This window comes from Bradyrhizobium sp. 155 (assembly GCF_023101105.1).
In the GTDB taxonomy this organism is placed as follows: domain Bacteria; phylum Pseudomonadota; class Alphaproteobacteria; order Rhizobiales; family Xanthobacteraceae; genus Bradyrhizobium; species Bradyrhizobium canariense_D.
In genome coordinates this window covers 7,137,888-7,151,545 of the sequence record NZ_CP064704.1, presented here as the reverse complement: position 1 = coordinate 7,151,545, position 13,658 = coordinate 7,137,888, and the positions used below count along the sequence as shown (strand labels likewise).

Genomic DNA, 13,658 nt, shown 5'->3' with positions numbered 1-13,658 from the left:
ACAACGCTGGAACCGCCCCCAAATCGCCGCAACCGCCGAAGATTTGCGCGTCTTCGTGACCGCTGCTCCCGGAACGCTCCGCGATGCCGCTCGTTCTTAGCGGCGTAAACGCATCCGACAGGAGTAATCCATGCGAAAGCTCATCTTGCCGGCCATCGTCGCGATCGGGCTCGGATCGGCCGCGCCCGCGATGGCCTATGACACCGGCGATCAGATCTCGATGCAGGTCGCGCTCGACGTCGCCACCGACATCGGCGTCATGACCGTCTCGCACACCGAGTTCCTCGGCGACGAATGGCAGATCGAAGGCCGTGATCGCGCCGGCCGCTGGATGGAGGTCGATGTGGACGCGCGAACGGGTGAGGTGCGCAACGTCGATCGCGGCTGGTAGTGGCGGGTCTCGGTAGCGGTGTCGGCGAGGATCACTCGGCCGGCACCGCCACCATCCAATGCAGCGCGATCGCCGCTCGCGGTACGATCCATTACCCCGGGGAGTAGTTTTGCGAACACCGGCAGTTACGTTTTCTTCGCTGGTACGCACACCACCTGCCGCTGATAGATCACGCGGTATGGGTCCTGGCTTTCGCCAGGACGACGGCGGAGGGTGGGCCGGCGGCTTGCCTCATCCGTTGCCTGCTCAACGGACCCCTCACGTCAGCACCTTCACCCCGCCGAACGACGTCACGCGGCCCTGCTTCAGCATCACGATCTGCGTCGCGAGCTGGCGCAGCTCGGCGACGTCGTGGCTGACATAGACCATGGGGACGTTGGCCTCATCGCGCAGCCGCACCAGATAGGGCAGGATCTCCAGCTTGCGGCCCTCGTCGAGCGCGCCGAGCGGCTCGTCGAGCAGCAGCAGGCGCGGCCGCGACAGCAGCGCGCGACCGAGCGCGACGCGCTGGCGCTCGCCGCCGGAGAGCTTTCCGGGGCGGCGACCCTGCAGCGCGCCGATGTCGAGCAGCTCGATGACGCGCTTGTGCTGCGCCGGATCGGGCGCGAGGTGGTTCATCCGCCTGCCATAGTCGAGATTTTGCGCGACGTTGAGATGCGGAAACAGCCGCGCATCCTGGAACACATAGCCGATGCGGCGGCGCCAGGTCGGCACATGAATGCCGGCCGCGCTGTCGTCGACCGTCTCGCCGTCGATCACGATGGTGCCGCGGTCGGGCCGCAGCAGCCCCGCGATCATGTTGACCAGCGAGGTCTTGCCGGCGCCCGACGCTCCGAACAGTCCGATGACGCGGCCTTCGCTCGCGAAGGACGCGGACAGCGAGAACTCGCCGAGCTGCTTTTCGATGTCGACGCGCAGCATGGTCAATTCCCGTGCAGGCGCGCGGTGGCGCGGCGGGCGAACCATTCGGCCGCGATCAGCGCGCCGAGCGCCAGCACGATCGAGACGATCACGAGCCGTCCCGCGGCGGCGTCGCCGTCCGGGGTCTGGATCAGCGAATAGATCGCGGACGAAATCGTCTGGGTCTCTCCGGGAATGTTGGAGACGAAGGTGATGGTCGCGCCGAACTCGCCGATCGCCTTGGCAAAGCCAAGCACCATGCCGGCGAGCACGCCGGGCAGCGCCAAGGGCAGCGTCACCGTGAAGAACACTTTGAAAGGAGTGGCGCCGAGGGTCTCGGAGGCCTGCTCGAGCCGGCGGTCGATCGCCTCGATCGACAACCGCATCGGGCGCACCAGCAGCGGAAACGCCATCAGGCCGCAGGCAAGCGCGGCACCGGTCCAGCGGAAGGCGAATACGATGCCGAGATGGTCCGCCAGGAAAGCGCCGACGAGTCCGCGGCGGCCGAAAGTGAGCAGCAGCAGATAACCCGTGACGACCGGCGGCAGCACCAGCGGGAGATGCACCAGCGCATCGAGCACCGACTTGCCCCAGAAATCACGCCGCGCGAGCAGCCATGCCAGCGCAATGCCGAACGGCGTTGCCACCAGCGTCGCGATCACGGCAACCCTGAGCGAGAGCAGGATCGCGGTCCATTCGGCGGGAGAGATGTCGAGCATCAAATCGCAAATTAAGTAGAGGGGCTGATCAGGAACTTGAAACCGTATTTTTCGAGAATGGTCTTGGCGGCGGTCGAGCGCAGGAAGGCGAGATAGTCGCTTGTGTCGCCCTTTGCCGTCGCGGTCGCAGCGACGGGATAGATGATCGGCGGATGCGAATCCGCCGGGAAGGTGCCGACGATCTTCACGCCGGGCTCGACCTTGGCATCGGTGGAATAGACGATGCCGAGGTTGGCCTCGCCACGCGCGACCAGCGTCAGCGCGGCACGCACGCTCTCGGCCATCGCGAATTTCGGCTCCGCCGCCTGCCAGGCGCCCAGGCTCGTCAGCGCCGCCTTGGCATATTTCCCGACTGGTACGGACTTGACGTCGCCGGTCGCGATCCTGCCGTCGCCGGCGAGTTTTGCGAGGTCGAACCCCTGCCCGATGGGGACGTTGTCGAGCCTGGAATCCTTCGGCGCAATCAGCACGATGCTGTTGCCGAGCAGATTGACCCGGGTCGGCTCGTTGATAGTCTTCTTGGAGATCGCGTAATCCATCCAGTCGGTGTCGGCGGAGACGAATACATCGGCCGGCGCGCCCTGCTCGATCTGCCTGGCGAGCACGGAGCTTGCGGCATAGCTGACGATGAATTTGACGCCGGTCCTGGCGGTGTAGGCGGCGTCGACCTCGTCGAGCGCGTTCTTCATCGAGGCGGCCGCGAACACGGTGATGGTCTTGTCCTCGGCTCCAGCAGGCGAAAGGCCCGCGGCCAGAAGGAATAAAGCTGAAAAAAGCACGGAAAGGCGGGACATCGGCAGCGCTCCATGCGCGCGCTCAGGGCACGCAAGGCGGCGCGCGCAAGACGGCGTGGGTTGAATGAGGCTTGCGACCGGCGGAAGCGCTGTTCCGGCAGGCCCGACGGACTTACGGTCCGGCAAGCGATCGCTGGGTCATCATAACAGGGTGGCGGAACAGGTCAAAGGCGACGGTTCGCATAGCGCCAACCAGGAATTCGTCATCCTGGCGGAGAGTTTTACGGCTTCGCATTGCCCGCGTGCAGCACGGCCTTGCACGCCGCCGGCATCTGCGCCAGCGTCATCGGCGGTTTCGGCTTCGGGGGCTCCGGCGGGGGTTTGGGGTGCAGCACGCCGTCGCTGAACCAATAGGCGAGATCGGAGGGCTTGCAGCCTTCGTCCTCGGATTGCGACGGCTGGCCCTCGCAGTCGCTCGCGCCCGCCGGGCAGTGCATGCGGATGTGGAAGTGATAGTCGTGGCCCCACCACGGCCGGATCTTCGACAGCCAGGAACGGTCGCCCTTGGCCTCGCGGCACAGCGCCTTCTTGATCGCGGCATTGACGAAGATGCGCTGCACCGCCGGCTCCTGCGCCGCGTCGCGCAGCACCAGCACATGGCCCGGCGTGAACACCTTCGGATCGATGTCGAGCCGGTCCGGGCGCACCATCATCACCGCCGACATGTCCTCGCGCTCCTCGCGCGATAAGCGATGGTCAGGCATCGGCGTCAGCCAGATGTCGGCATCGAGGCCGATCTGGTGGCTGGCATGGCCGGACAGCGCCGGCCCGCCGCGCGGCTGGGCGATGTCGCCGACCAGGATGCCCGGCCATCCCGCGTCCTTGTGCGCTCTTGCCGCAAGCCGCTTGATCAGCGCGATCATCGCGGGGTGACCATAGCTGCGGTTGCGCGACAGCCGCATCACCTGCCAATTGTCGCCGTTGAGCGGCATCTGCTCGGCGCCGCCGATGCAGCCCTTCACATAGGAGCCGATGACGTGCGCCGGTCCCTTCGACGGCAGCAGCTTTCGCGCGAACAGCTCCTTGGCGCCGATAGTGGGATCGTTTGGATTGGCGAGCGGCGGCAGCGGCTTTGGGTTGACGCTGCCCTTGTCCTGGGCCAGCGCGTCGCCGGCGGCCAGGAGCGTCATGACGAGCAGGAGAGGGGCGAGGCGGCGGGGACTCATGTTGACATTCTTATAACCCAACACAGCGTCAGGGTTAAGGAACAGTCCTTCCGCTGAAATATCGTCTCGAAGTCGTAGTTCCCGGTGCGTCGGCCGGCCGGTTTTTAACAATGCGATAACCCTCTCATGCATTGACCAAAATTCGTGCGTGGGACGCGTACTCACCCCCTTCTGCATGCAAGCGCGCGGGATCCCGGAAATGATTCAAGGCAGCGCGCAATTTTGCGCCATCTCGTTCTCCGATGACGACAATGCGATGCGCTTGGAGCGCCCATCGGCACGGCCGCGCCTTGCAAACGGGCAATGAGGGCTGTTTTGTCGAGACTGCCAGACCGTGCGTCCCATCGCCATGCCACCCAGGATTACCTTTTTTTCAGACACTTGCCCCAAGAGTTGCGGGGCTGGGTGCGACTGGGACGAGTGAAGTTGAGTTTGGGGTTTCGAAAGCCGAAAAAGCGAATGGGCAGCGTGCTCGGCGGCCTGCACCCGCGCAAGCCGCGCTTTGCGCGCCCCCCTCATCTTCCGTCCGAACGCGACGAAGTTCTGCGCAGCCGTGCCGAGGCTGAGGCCGCGATCGCGGAAGCGCGCAAATCCCATGAGCGCCTGCGCCAGGCCATCGAGATCCTGCCGCAAGGCATCGTGTTTCTCGACGCCGAGGGCCGCTACGTCCTCTGGAACAAGCAATACGCGGAGATCTACAGCAAGACCGCCGATCTGTTCGAGGAAGGCGCGCGCCTCGAGGACACGCTGCGCATCGGCGTCGCCCGCGGCGACTATCCCGAGGCTGCCGGCCATGAGGAAGAATGGATCGCCGAGCGGCTGCAAAGGCTCTATCAGCCCGGCGCGCGCCACGAACAGAAGCTGGCGGACGGCCGCGTCATCCTGATCGACGAGCGGCTGACCGACGACGGCGGCGTCGTCGGCCTGCGCGTCGACATCACCGAGCTGAAGCAGCGCGAGGCCTCGTTTCGCCTGCTGTTCGACGGCAATCCCGTCCCAATGATCGTCTGCGCGCTGGACGATGAGCGCATCCTCGGCGTCAACGATGCCGCGGTCGCCCATTACGGTTACAGCCGCGCCGAGTTCGAGCGGCTGACGATCCGTTCCCTTCAGGCTTTCGACAGTGAGCCGCCCTGGACCGCCGATGCGGCCGGCGAGGAGCAGGCCGGACGCACCTGGAAGCACGTCAGGGCCGACGGCGCCCTGATCGACCTTGCGATCTATTCGCGCGAACTGATCTATGCCGAGCGGCCCGCGGTGCTGCTCGCGCTGATGGACATCACCGAGCGCAAGCGCGCCGAGGCGCGGCTCGCCTTCATGGCCCAGCATGACGGGCTGACCGGTCTGCCAAACCGCAATCTGCTGCGCCAGCAGGTCGACGAGATGCTGCTGCATACGAGGCGCAGCACCGACAAGGTCGCCCTGCTGATGCTGGGGCTCGACAATTTCAAGGCGGTCAACGACACGCTGGGACACGCGGTCGGCGACAAGCTGCTGCGTGGCGTCGCCAAGCGGCTGCGTTCGACCTTGCGCGAGAACGACGCGCTGGCGCGGCTGAACTCGGACGAGTTCGCCATCGTGCAGAGCGGCCTGACGCGTCCCGAGGATGCGGTGCTGCTGGCCAAGCGCCTGCTCGAAGCCATCGCCGATCCCTATCTGCTCGACGGCCATTCCGTGGTGGTCGGTGCCTCCATCGGCATCGCGATGGCGCCGGGCGACGGCGACGATTCCGAAAAGCTGCTCAAGAGCGCCGACATGGCGCTGTCGCGCGCCAAGCTGGATGCGCGCGGATCGTTCGCGTTCTTCGAGGCGGCGCTCGATGCGAAAGCGCAGACCCGCCGCAAGATCGAGGTCGAGCTGCGCGACGCCATTCAGAACGACGTGCTGCGGCCGTACTATCAGCCGCTGATCGACCTCCAGAGCGGCCGCATCACCGGCTTCGAGGCGCTGGTGCGCTGGCCGCATGCCGAGCGCGGCATGGTCTCGCCGGCCGAGTTCATTCCGGTCGCGGAAGAAACCGGGCTGATCAATCCGCTCGGCGGCCTGATGCTGCGCCGGGCCTGTCACGATGCCGCGACCTGGCCGGACGACGTCCGCGTCGCCGTCAACCTGTCGCCGCTCCAGTTCCGCAGCGGCAATCTGCTTTCGGTGGTGACGGATGCGCTGAAGCATTCCGGCCTGCCGCCGCGGCGGCTCGAACTCGAGATCACGGAGACGCTGCTGCTGGAGAAAAGCGCCCAGGTGCTGGCGACGCTGCACGCGCTGCGCGCGCTCGGCGTGCGCATCTCAATGGACGATTTCGGCACCGGCTATTCCAGCCTGAGCTATCTGCGCAGCTTCCCGTTCGACAAGATCAAGATCGACCAGTCCTTCGTGCGCGATCTCGGCGCCAATCGCGAGGCACAGGCGATCATTCGCTCGATCGTCAGCCTCGGCAAAGGCCTCGGCGTCACCATCACCGCCGAAGGCGTCGAGACCGAAGCCGAGCTGAGCTGCCTCCGCACTGAGGGCTGCGACGAAGGCCAGGGCTTTCTGTTCAGCAAGGCCCGGCCGAATGCGCAGATCATCAGCCTGCTCGCCGCGCAGCGCGGCATCGACGGCGTAGGCGAGGACGCCGCGCTGGTGGCCTAGGGTTAAGGTGCTGACCTGTTGTCTTGCGTCTCGAGATGCACAAACCCGGAAATTCAGTGGCCGACAAGTGTTACGGCCTCGGCAGGAGCGGTTTCATGGGACCGCACGAATACAAAACGGGATGCCGCGGGGATCTGTGCGTCGGCGCTGCCATCCTGGCCGATGAGGATAAGTCCCGCGCCGCCATTGGCTACATTCAAGATGACGGGGGCGCCCTGCCAGGTCCTGATTGGCTCCATTCCGATGATGAGAAACTCACCGATCGGCTGGTCGAAATATTGAAGCCTCAGTTGTGGTCCGACTTCTGCAGCCGCCAGGCCGAAACCCAATTGTTTGGCGCGCGCGTAGATGTCTGCCAGCAACGCAGTGTCGGTCCGAAAGCCCAGTTCGGCTGCCGACACCGTGAAAAGCTCTACGCTCGTTGTCGTGGCGCTCACGGTAAACGTCGGCCGCGCGAGAATTTCGCCGGCCGAGTTTCCGATGCCACAACCTGCCGCATCCAAAGCGTTACTGAGGGCGAAGAAGTTTGCAAACGTCCCGATCCTGATCGTCTTCCACGCAGGGACATCGACGGCGGATTTGATTGGGATTTGCGGCCCAGACGGCGCTTGCTTGAGCTTCAGGTGATTCCGCAGGACGTCTCGCGCCGAGCATTGAGCCACGGCCTCGCTCGCAAACAGGAAAGTGCATGCGATGCAGAGGATGGCGATAATGAGAATGCCACCATGGTGCCATCCCGGCGAACGCCCCTGAATGGCATGGCAACTGACTTTCCTGCCAGCTGTTCGGCCCATAACGGACCTCTCTTGCGCAAATCCAGCGCGCTAAGAAGAATTCGGAATCATCACTTCCATGTGGTCGGCGCGGTTACAGCGGAAAAGCTGTCGTTCCTATAGCTATGGAAATTAGTCGGAGAAAATTCACGAAGGTTCAGCGACGAAGACGCCGGAGGGCAACTCAATATAGGTCAGCGTGCGTGCACTTTCGTAACTGCTCGACGTCAGCGGTCCCCTGAAAGGATCATCTTACCGACATCCTCGTAATGCGTGTCGCGCGCCTGGATCTGCTGAGCGATGGCGTGCATGTCGCGAAAGCGGCGCTCGAACGGATTGCTGCGGAATACGGCGGTCGCGCCGGCCATGTGATAGGCGGTGTCGACCACTTTGGCCGATTGGTGGATGGTCCAGGTCGCGGCGAGGCGAACCGAGCCCCGATGTGCCGCGCTGAATTCGCCGGTCGTACAGAGATCGCGCCACATCGCACTTGCCGTCGCATAGAGATAGGCGCGCGCGGCCCGCAGGTCGCCCTCGGTGCGGCCGATCAGGCCCTGGACCGCCTGGTTGTCGCGCATGGCGCTTGCCGCCAGCGACTGATGCTTGCCGCGCGCCAGCGCGATCGCGGCATCCAGCGTGGCGCGCGCCACGCCGAGCGACACCGCGGCAAAGCCGAGGCTGAACGTCGAGCCGGTGCCGATCCTGTAAAGAGGACCCTGCTCGCGTAGCGCGGACGGCACGTCACGAAACGCGGTGAAGCGCTCGGGGATGAACAGGTCGGCGACCTCGTAGGAATCGGTGCCGGTGCCGGCGAGCCCGATCGCCTGCCAGACGTCGTGCAGCACGCCGCTCGCGACCGGAAACAGGATGGTGCGCACCTCCGCCGAGCCGTCGGCATTTTTCCGCGGCGCGCCGTCGGCTCCGACGATGCGGACATGCGCGCCGAGCCAGCTCGCCTGCCGCGAGCCGGAGGCAAAATCCCAGCGCGCCGTGACGCGATAGCCGCCTTCGACCGCCCGCGCCTCATGCGCGATCGCGCCCCAGGCGAGGATGCCCGGCGCCGTGTTGAAGATCTCCTGCGCGGTGTCGTGGTCGAGCGAGGCCGCGATCATGGCGCAGACCGTGCATTGGCCGAGGCACCAGGCGGTGGAGGCATCCGCTTTCGCGATCTCCTCCAGCATCTGCATGAAGGCTTCCGGCGGCGCTTCGGCGCCACCAAGGTTCTGCGGCAGCAGCGCGCGATAGAGCCCGTTCTCGATCAGCGCGCCGACGACGGGATCGGTCAGTCGCCGCGTCCGCTCGATCTCGTCGGCTTCGCGCGCGATCAGCGGCGCAATAGCCCGTGCCCGCTCGACGAGGCCAAATCCGGAAGTTGCGTTCATGCGCGTTTCCTCGCCCATTCTACCGTGAGCGGTCAATCGCACGATGGTGATCTATTTGGCGAGGGGGATCAAGTTGGTGTGGCGTCAATCCGGCCATCGCCACGTGAAGTGCGGAATCAGAGATGATCGCGCAAGCTCGAAAGGCTCACGCCGGGCCAAGAAACTATTGGGGCTGCTCCGACATTATCGTTTTCCAGAAGAGCATGATACTGTTCCGAAACAGGCAGCGATTTTGGCCTCCAACCGGCAGCGGCAAATGTCCTCGTCTGATGCTCCGATGAAACGCAGTGACGCAGCCCGCAGAGGGCGGAGACAGACGAAGACCCTATTGCTGATTTTAGCCATCGGATTTCTCGTTTTCGGTGCCGCTGCGGGCACGTTGTATTACGCGCTGCGGCCGATAACGCTTCGGATTGCCGTCGGACCGCCGGGAAGCAACGATCACAAGGTGATCGAGGCGATGACCGAGGCCTTTGCCAACGAAAGCAGGACGGTGAGGTTGTCTCCGATCGCGACCGCCGGAGCGGCCGAAGCTCTCGCTCTGCTCGGTGCCGGCAAGGCCGACCTTGCGGTCGGTCGCGGCGATCTGGAAATGCCGGCCGACGCGCAAACAGTCGTCATCTTGCGCAAGAACTTCGTCGTGCTGTGGTCTTCTTCGGGACCGGCGGGCAAGGGCTCCAAGCGAAAGCCGGCGCCCAAAATCAAGGAGGTCGCCGATCTCGCAGGGCGCAGGGTGGGGGTGATCGGCGCGACCCCGGCGAACGCCGCGTTGCTGAGAGTCATCCTGAGCGCCGCCGGTGTGGAGCCGGACAAGGTCACGGTCACTCAATTCGGCACTGGCCAGCTCGAGGAGCTGGCGCGTGACCCGAGCCTCGACGCCTTCATGGCTGTCGGTCCGCTCGACAGCAAGATAACTGCCGACGCCGTCGCCGCGACCGCCCGGGCGCGTGGCGAGCCGAAATTTCTCGCGATCGACGCATCGGAAGCCATCGCCCTGAAGCATCCGCGTTATGAATCGGAGGAAATTCCGCCAAGCATTTTCAATGCGAATCCAGCCTGGCCCGATGACAAGGTGGAGACCGTCAGTGTCAGCCATTTGATCGTCGCCCGGAAAGCCTTGTCCGAAACGACAGTGTCAGCGTTTTACCGCCAGCAATTTGCCCTCCGGCAGGCGATTGCCAGGCAGGTGCCTGGCGCTGCGCAAATCACCAAGCCGGACACCGAGAAGGAAGCCGAGCTGCCGGTTCATCGGGGAGCGGCGGCCGTGATCGACGGGACCGAGCGCACCTTCCTCGACAGATATGGCGACTACTTCTGGTTTGCGCTCCTGCTTCTCTCCGGCATTGGCTCGGCCGGCGCCTGGCTGCGTCAATATCTGAATCGGGATGAACGCGACGAGAACACTGGCCATCGCAACAGAATTCTGGCGCTGGTTTCCAAGGTGCGCACCGCGGAATTCGACCACGAGCTATTGGCCATGCAGCAGGAGGTCGACGCCATCATCGTCGAAACACTTGGCTGCTACGATGACGGCGCCATCGAGGAAGAGGAGCTGGCAGCCTTCGGCCTGGTGCTCGAACTGTTCGATCATGCGCTCAGCGAGAGGCGCGCAGCGTTGCAAACCCCTCCTTCGAACGTGCTCGCCGCGCGGCGGTAGCGATACCGGCTTTGGTATCCGGAAGTTGCGTTCATGCGCGTTTCCTCGCCCATTCTTGGTGTGAGCGGTAAGGAGGCAATCGTGGTCTATCCGGCGGGGAGGATCAAGCTGGTCCTAGCGTCGGTCTCGCCAGCTCGCGCTGACACGGGCGACATCACAGCTCGGGCAGACCCGACGGCGGCCTGCGTGCGTTGGCTGCTTGCTCGAAGGCATACGCCAGACGCAGCAGCTTGTGCTCGCTCCAGGCGCGCCCTGCGAAAGTGACGCCGAGCGGATAGTCGGGCGTGTCTTTGCCGTCGTCTGTCCCCGAGACGAATCCGCCGGGCACCATGACGCTGGGATAACCTGCCTTGGCGGCGATTGCGGCGCCATAGGCGCCGGGGAATAGCACCGCGTCGAGCTCGTGCTGGTTCATATAGGCGTCCATGCCGCGCGTCCTGGCGGAGAGCAGGTCCATGGCACGTGCGGACTTGTACTCGGGCTCGCTCAGATCGCCCCTGGTCAAGTCAGCGGCGAGGAAGTGGTCCTGTCCGAAACGCAGCGCATTGTCGGCGTTTGCTGCGTTGAAGGCCACGATGTCGGCCATGGTCTTGATGTCAGTGTTGGTCGCCCAATCCCTCAGGTAGAGATTGAGATCGTGCTTCAGCTCGTACAGAAAGACGACCGGCGGCCTTGCGACCGTGCCTTTGTGGGCGCTGAGCGGATTGCGGTTGAGCACAGCCATGGTCGTGCCCGGCCCACCGATCCAGCCAAGTGTGGGCATGCTGGCGCGCACGATGACGGCGCCGAGATCCTCCAGCACCTTGATCACCTCAGCCATCAGCTTGGCCGACTTCGCCGGCAGCTTGCCGTAATAGCAATCGTTCAGCGGGTCAGCGGGGTCGCTCGGCACGCCGATGCGCGCGCCCTTCATCGCGTCGGCGACGAGGCCGGCGGTGTAGTCGGCCGGCCGCCGCTGCTCTTGCGTCGCTGGGTCGAGCGGGTCCTTGGCAGCCAGCACATTCAGCAACATCGCGGCATCGCGCACCGTGCGCGTCATCGGACCGGCGGTGTCCTGGCTGTGCGCAAGCGGCAGGATGCCGGCGCGGCTGATCAGCCCGACGCTCGGTTTCACGGTGACGAGGCCGTTCAGGCTGGCGGGGTGCAGCAGCGAGCCCGAGGTTTCGGTACCGATCGAGGCCGCGCACAGTCCGGCCGCCACCGCGACCGCCGAACCCGAGCTTGAGCCCCCTGGGGTCAGAACCGGGATGCCGTGCTCGTCCATCAGCCCTGGTGCGTAGGGGTTCTTACCTGCCCGCCCAGCGATGAATAGCCCGAGGGCATGTCGATCGCGAGCATGTTGGCGAACTCCGTCAGGTTCGCCTTGCCCAGGATCACCGCGCCGGCGCTCCGCAGCAGCTTGACGATGGTGGCATCATCCCTGGCGCGCGCGCCCTCCAGCGCCAGCGAGCCCGCCGTGGTCGGCTGTTCGTCTCCGGTCGCGATATTGTCCTTGAGTAGGATAGGGACGCCCGCCAGCGGCCGCTGGGCCGACGGCCTCGTGCCGGCGAGCGCATCGGGATTGAGTGCACGGACCGAGTTGAGCTTAGGCCCGTCGCGGTCATAGGCCGCGATGCGCGCGAGATAGAATTCCGCCAGCGCTCTCGCGGTGATCCGTCTGCCGGCCAAGGCATCGATGACGTCGCTCATGGGCGCGTGCGCGAGCATCTGCATGGTCGACGCCGGCGGCTCAGTCAGGCCAGCTCTAGGAAGCTCGGACATTTGCCTTTCCTTGCTCCATTCCATCGCGAGTGCGAGAGGCACTATCGTGGCGGATTTGGCGGGGAGGATCAATGAGGGGCGATGGGTTTCGCAAGCGCCAAGCCCATCTTACGAACTGCCATCGAGCAATCGCTCCATGACGATCGTGCGTTCGTCACCATGATAGCTGTCGCGCGCCGCCCTGAATCCAAGGCCGGCGTAGAAGGTTTCAGCGGTGATTGAGGAAGAAAGGGTCAGCGAAGGGATGTTGCGCTCGCGTGCGGTACGCTCGATCTCGGCCATCAGCAGCTTGCCGATGCCGCGGGCCTGAACGTGTGGAGCGACGAAGACAGTGCGGACGACGGACCCGTCGAGGCTCGCGGTCCCGACGATGCGGCTGCGGATGGTAGCGACAAAAACGGTGCGTTGCCCAATGAGCTGCCGCACAGCGTCCGGACTGAAGCCGCGCACGATCCTTTCGATGACCTCGTTCGGATAATCCTTCGCGTTGGTTTCCCGCAGTGCACGCACGATGACCGCGCTGATATGAGCGGCGTCATCTTCAAGTGCAGGACGGATTGTGCATTCCATGGGCCACTCCAGTTCGCGGCGTGAAAAGCACAAAGACCGCTCGCTATTGCAGTCCCAGACCGCTGCAGTACCACGCCATGTCTTCGTGTCTCCAGCCGCGCTTGACGCCTGATTCCTTGCATTCATTGTAGGTCTTGAAGTTAGCTCCGTTTCGGCAGCCTGACGGATAGCTCCCAAAGCCGCCACCCGAGGTGGAACATGCGACCGAACTGGCCGCCGTGGTCGGGGCGACAGTGGCTTTGGTGCTGCGTTCGCTGATGTGATCGACAAAATCAGCAAGCCCCCTAACGCAAGAACCGACGCTTTCATTGCATTCTCCTGATGGAACGATGCGTATACTATCTCAGGATGCATTATAGCTGGAGGCGCAACCTGAATGAAAGAGACCCGCGCTGCGGGCGCCCTCTGGTTTTCCATTCAACACCAAACCGGACAGCGTTGGTTCCTCTGAAGGAACGGTCAGGAGCTCAAGGCGTTTGAGGTAGCGAAAGGACACTTGCATGACCGAGAAATTCGATCCGGCACCGCCGGACAAGAACGCGGAAGATCTCAAGCGTGGCATCCGACGCGACAAGGCCAGGGACGACGAGCTGGACAAGGGCTTGAAGGACAGTTTCCCGGCGTCGGACCCGGTGAGCAGCACCCAGGCGTCCAAGGCAACACCGGACGCATGAAGGAGGGATAGACTATGGGCCTCGCAGCCTATGATATTGTTGGCAGGGACGGTGCCTGGCACGTCGACCACGATGGCGAAATCCGGAACACTTACCAGACCAAGGAAGCCGCTTTCGAGGCGGCTGTGGCCGCGGCATCGCTCGCCATGCGGCAGGGTCATTCCGTCCGGCTAACGGTGCCGGAGAGCGAGAACACCGTCGGCGCAGAAAATTCGGGCGGATGACCTTCGAGAGCATCCT

Annotated in this window: 14 protein-coding genes; 5 read left to right on the top strand and 9 right to left on the bottom strand. The window is 64.4% G+C overall.

Annotated features, from left to right (window positions below; all coding sequences use genetic code 11):
* Nucleotides 1-130: 130 nt before the first annotated feature.
* Nucleotides 131-391 carry a PepSY domain-containing protein gene (locus tag IVA93_RS34135; protein ID WP_018460075.1) on the top strand — a complete coding sequence of 87 codons (261 nt, stop codon included), beginning with the start codon at nucleotides 131-133 and terminating at the stop codon, nucleotides 389-391.
* Between the two features lie 258 nt (nucleotides 392-649).
* Here the strand turns inward: IVA93_RS34135 and modC are convergent, their stop codons facing one another.
* The 4 genes from modC to mepA form a co-directional block, all read right to left on the bottom strand.
* Entirely contained in the window at nucleotides 650-1,312 is a 663-nt protein-coding gene (modC, locus tag IVA93_RS34130; RefSeq protein WP_018460074.1) for a molybdenum ABC transporter ATP-binding protein, read from the bottom strand.
* Nucleotides 1,313-1,314: 2 nt separating this feature from the next.
* Nucleotides 1,315-2,010 (bottom strand): molybdate ABC transporter permease subunit, encoded by a 696-nt coding sequence (gene modB / locus IVA93_RS34125; RefSeq protein WP_018460073.1) that lies wholly within the window; start codon nucleotides 2,008-2,010, stop codon nucleotides 1,315-1,317.
* Between the two features lie 11 nt (nucleotides 2,011-2,021).
* Complete coding sequence (gene modA / locus IVA93_RS34120) at nucleotides 2,022-2,804, bottom strand: molybdate ABC transporter substrate-binding protein (protein ID WP_018460072.1); 783 nt, start codon at nucleotides 2,802-2,804, stop codon at nucleotides 2,022-2,024.
* Between the two features lie 221 nt (nucleotides 2,805-3,025).
* Nucleotides 3,026-3,970, bottom strand: a complete 945-nt coding sequence (gene mepA / locus IVA93_RS34115; protein WP_026233938.1) for a penicillin-insensitive murein endopeptidase — start codon at nucleotides 3,968-3,970, stop codon at nucleotides 3,026-3,028.
* Between the two features lie 459 nt (nucleotides 3,971-4,429).
* On the opposite strand from mepA, the gene IVA93_RS34110 reads away from it, so the two are divergent.
* On the top strand, nucleotides 4,430-6,601 hold the full coding sequence (locus tag IVA93_RS34110; protein ID WP_018460069.1) for an EAL domain-containing protein: 2,172 nt from the start codon (nucleotides 4,430-4,432) through the stop codon (nucleotides 6,599-6,601).
* Between the two features lie 53 nt (nucleotides 6,602-6,654).
* Here the strand turns inward: IVA93_RS34110 and IVA93_RS34105 are convergent, their stop codons facing one another.
* Nucleotides 6,655-7,395: a hypothetical protein gene (locus IVA93_RS34105; RefSeq protein WP_018460068.1), complete on the bottom strand. Its 741-nt coding sequence runs from the start codon at nucleotides 7,393-7,395 to the stop codon at nucleotides 6,655-6,657.
* 206 nt (nucleotides 7,396-7,601) lie between these two features.
* On the bottom strand, nucleotides 7,602-8,756 hold the full coding sequence (locus IVA93_RS34100) for an acyl-CoA dehydrogenase family protein (protein ID WP_026233937.1): 1,155 nt from the start codon (nucleotides 8,754-8,756) through the stop codon (nucleotides 7,602-7,604).
* 256 nt (nucleotides 8,757-9,012) lie between these two features.
* Here IVA93_RS34100 and IVA93_RS34095 point away from each other — a divergent pair, with 256 nt between their 5' ends.
* On the top strand, nucleotides 9,013-10,413 hold the full coding sequence (locus tag IVA93_RS34095; RefSeq protein ID WP_026233936.1) for a TAXI family TRAP transporter solute-binding subunit: 1,401 nt from the start codon (nucleotides 9,013-9,015) through the stop codon (nucleotides 10,411-10,413).
* A gap of 154 nt (nucleotides 10,414-10,567) precedes the next feature.
* On the opposite strand, the gene IVA93_RS34090 is transcribed toward IVA93_RS34095, so the two are convergent.
* The 3 genes from IVA93_RS34090 to IVA93_RS34085 all read right to left on the bottom strand — a co-directional run bounded on the left by IVA93_RS34090 (nucleotide 10,568) and on the right by IVA93_RS34085 (nucleotide 12,744).
* Nucleotides 10,568-11,677, bottom strand: coding sequence for an amidase family protein (locus IVA93_RS34090; protein WP_253075226.1), 1,110 nt, complete (start codon nucleotides 11,675-11,677; stop codon nucleotides 10,568-10,570).
* The gene (locus IVA93_RS40695) at nucleotides 11,677-12,174 is read right to left on the bottom strand and encodes an amidase family protein (RefSeq protein ID WP_253075158.1); all 498 of its coding nucleotides are present in this window, start codon (nucleotides 12,172-12,174) and stop codon (nucleotides 11,677-11,679) included. Before IVA93_RS40695 ends, IVA93_RS34090 begins: the two co-directional genes overlap by 1 nt.
* A gap of 108 nt (nucleotides 12,175-12,282) precedes the next feature.
* A complete protein-coding gene (locus tag IVA93_RS34085; protein ID WP_018460065.1) occupies nucleotides 12,283-12,744 on the bottom strand; it encodes a GNAT family N-acetyltransferase in 462 nt (153 codons plus the stop codon).
* Nucleotides 12,745-13,244: 500 nt separating this feature from the next.
* Here IVA93_RS34085 and IVA93_RS34080 point away from each other — a divergent pair, with 500 nt between their 5' ends.
* Together IVA93_RS34080 and IVA93_RS34075 are read left to right on the top strand one after the other, a co-directional pair.
* Complete coding sequence (locus IVA93_RS34080) at nucleotides 13,245-13,418, top strand: hypothetical protein (protein ID WP_007604975.1); 174 nt, start codon at nucleotides 13,245-13,247, stop codon at nucleotides 13,416-13,418.
* Nucleotides 13,419-13,432: 14 nt separating this feature from the next.
* Nucleotides 13,433-13,642 (top strand): hypothetical protein, encoded by a 210-nt coding sequence (locus IVA93_RS34075; protein ID WP_085352004.1) that lies wholly within the window; start codon nucleotides 13,433-13,435, stop codon nucleotides 13,640-13,642.
* The last annotated feature ends 16 nt before the right edge of the window (nucleotides 13,643-13,658 follow it).

Bases quoted from the DNA above. Each gene is read 5' to 3' on its own strand.
- IVA93_RS34075 (WP_085352004.1), top strand. From the start codon at position 13,433: ATGGGCCTCGCAGCCTATGATATTGTTGGCAGGGACGGTGCCTGGCAC.
- IVA93_RS34085 (WP_018460065.1), bottom strand. From the start codon at position 12,744: ATGGAATGCACAATCCGTCCTGCACTTGAAGATGACGCCGCTCATATC.
- IVA93_RS34110 (WP_018460069.1), top strand. From the start codon at position 4,430: ATGGGCAGCGTGCTCGGCGGCCTGCACCCGCGCAAGCCGCGCTTTGCG.
- IVA93_RS34135 (WP_018460075.1), top strand. From the start codon at position 131: ATGCGAAAGCTCATCTTGCCGGCCATCGTCGCGATCGGGCTCGGATCG.
- modC (WP_018460074.1), bottom strand. From the start codon at position 1,312: ATGCTGCGCGTCGACATCGAAAAGCAGCTCGGCGAGTTCTCGCTGTCC.
- IVA93_RS34100 (WP_026233937.1), bottom strand. From the start codon at position 8,756: ATGAACGCAACTTCCGGATTTGGCCTCGTCGAGCGGGCACGGGCTATT.
- modA (WP_018460072.1), bottom strand. From the start codon at position 2,804: ATGTCCCGCCTTTCCGTGCTTTTTTCAGCTTTATTCCTTCTGGCCGCG.
- IVA93_RS34090 (WP_253075226.1), bottom strand. From the start codon at position 11,677: ATGGACGAGCACGGCATCCCGGTTCTGACCCCAGGGGGCTCAAGCTCG.
- IVA93_RS34105 (WP_018460068.1), bottom strand. From the start codon at position 7,395: ATGGGCCGAACAGCTGGCAGGAAAGTCAGTTGCCATGCCATTCAGGGG.
- IVA93_RS34080 (WP_007604975.1), top strand. From the start codon at position 13,245: ATGACCGAGAAATTCGATCCGGCACCGCCGGACAAGAACGCGGAAGAT.
- IVA93_RS40695 (WP_253075158.1), bottom strand. From the start codon at position 12,174: ATGTCCGAGCTTCCTAGAGCTGGCCTGACTGAGCCGCCGGCGTCGACC.
- IVA93_RS34095 (WP_026233936.1), top strand. From the start codon at position 9,013: ATGTCCTCGTCTGATGCTCCGATGAAACGCAGTGACGCAGCCCGCAGA.
- modB (WP_018460073.1), bottom strand. From the start codon at position 2,010: ATGCTCGACATCTCTCCCGCCGAATGGACCGCGATCCTGCTCTCGCTC.
- mepA (WP_026233938.1), bottom strand. From the start codon at position 3,970: ATGAGTCCCCGCCGCCTCGCCCCTCTCCTGCTCGTCATGACGCTCCTG.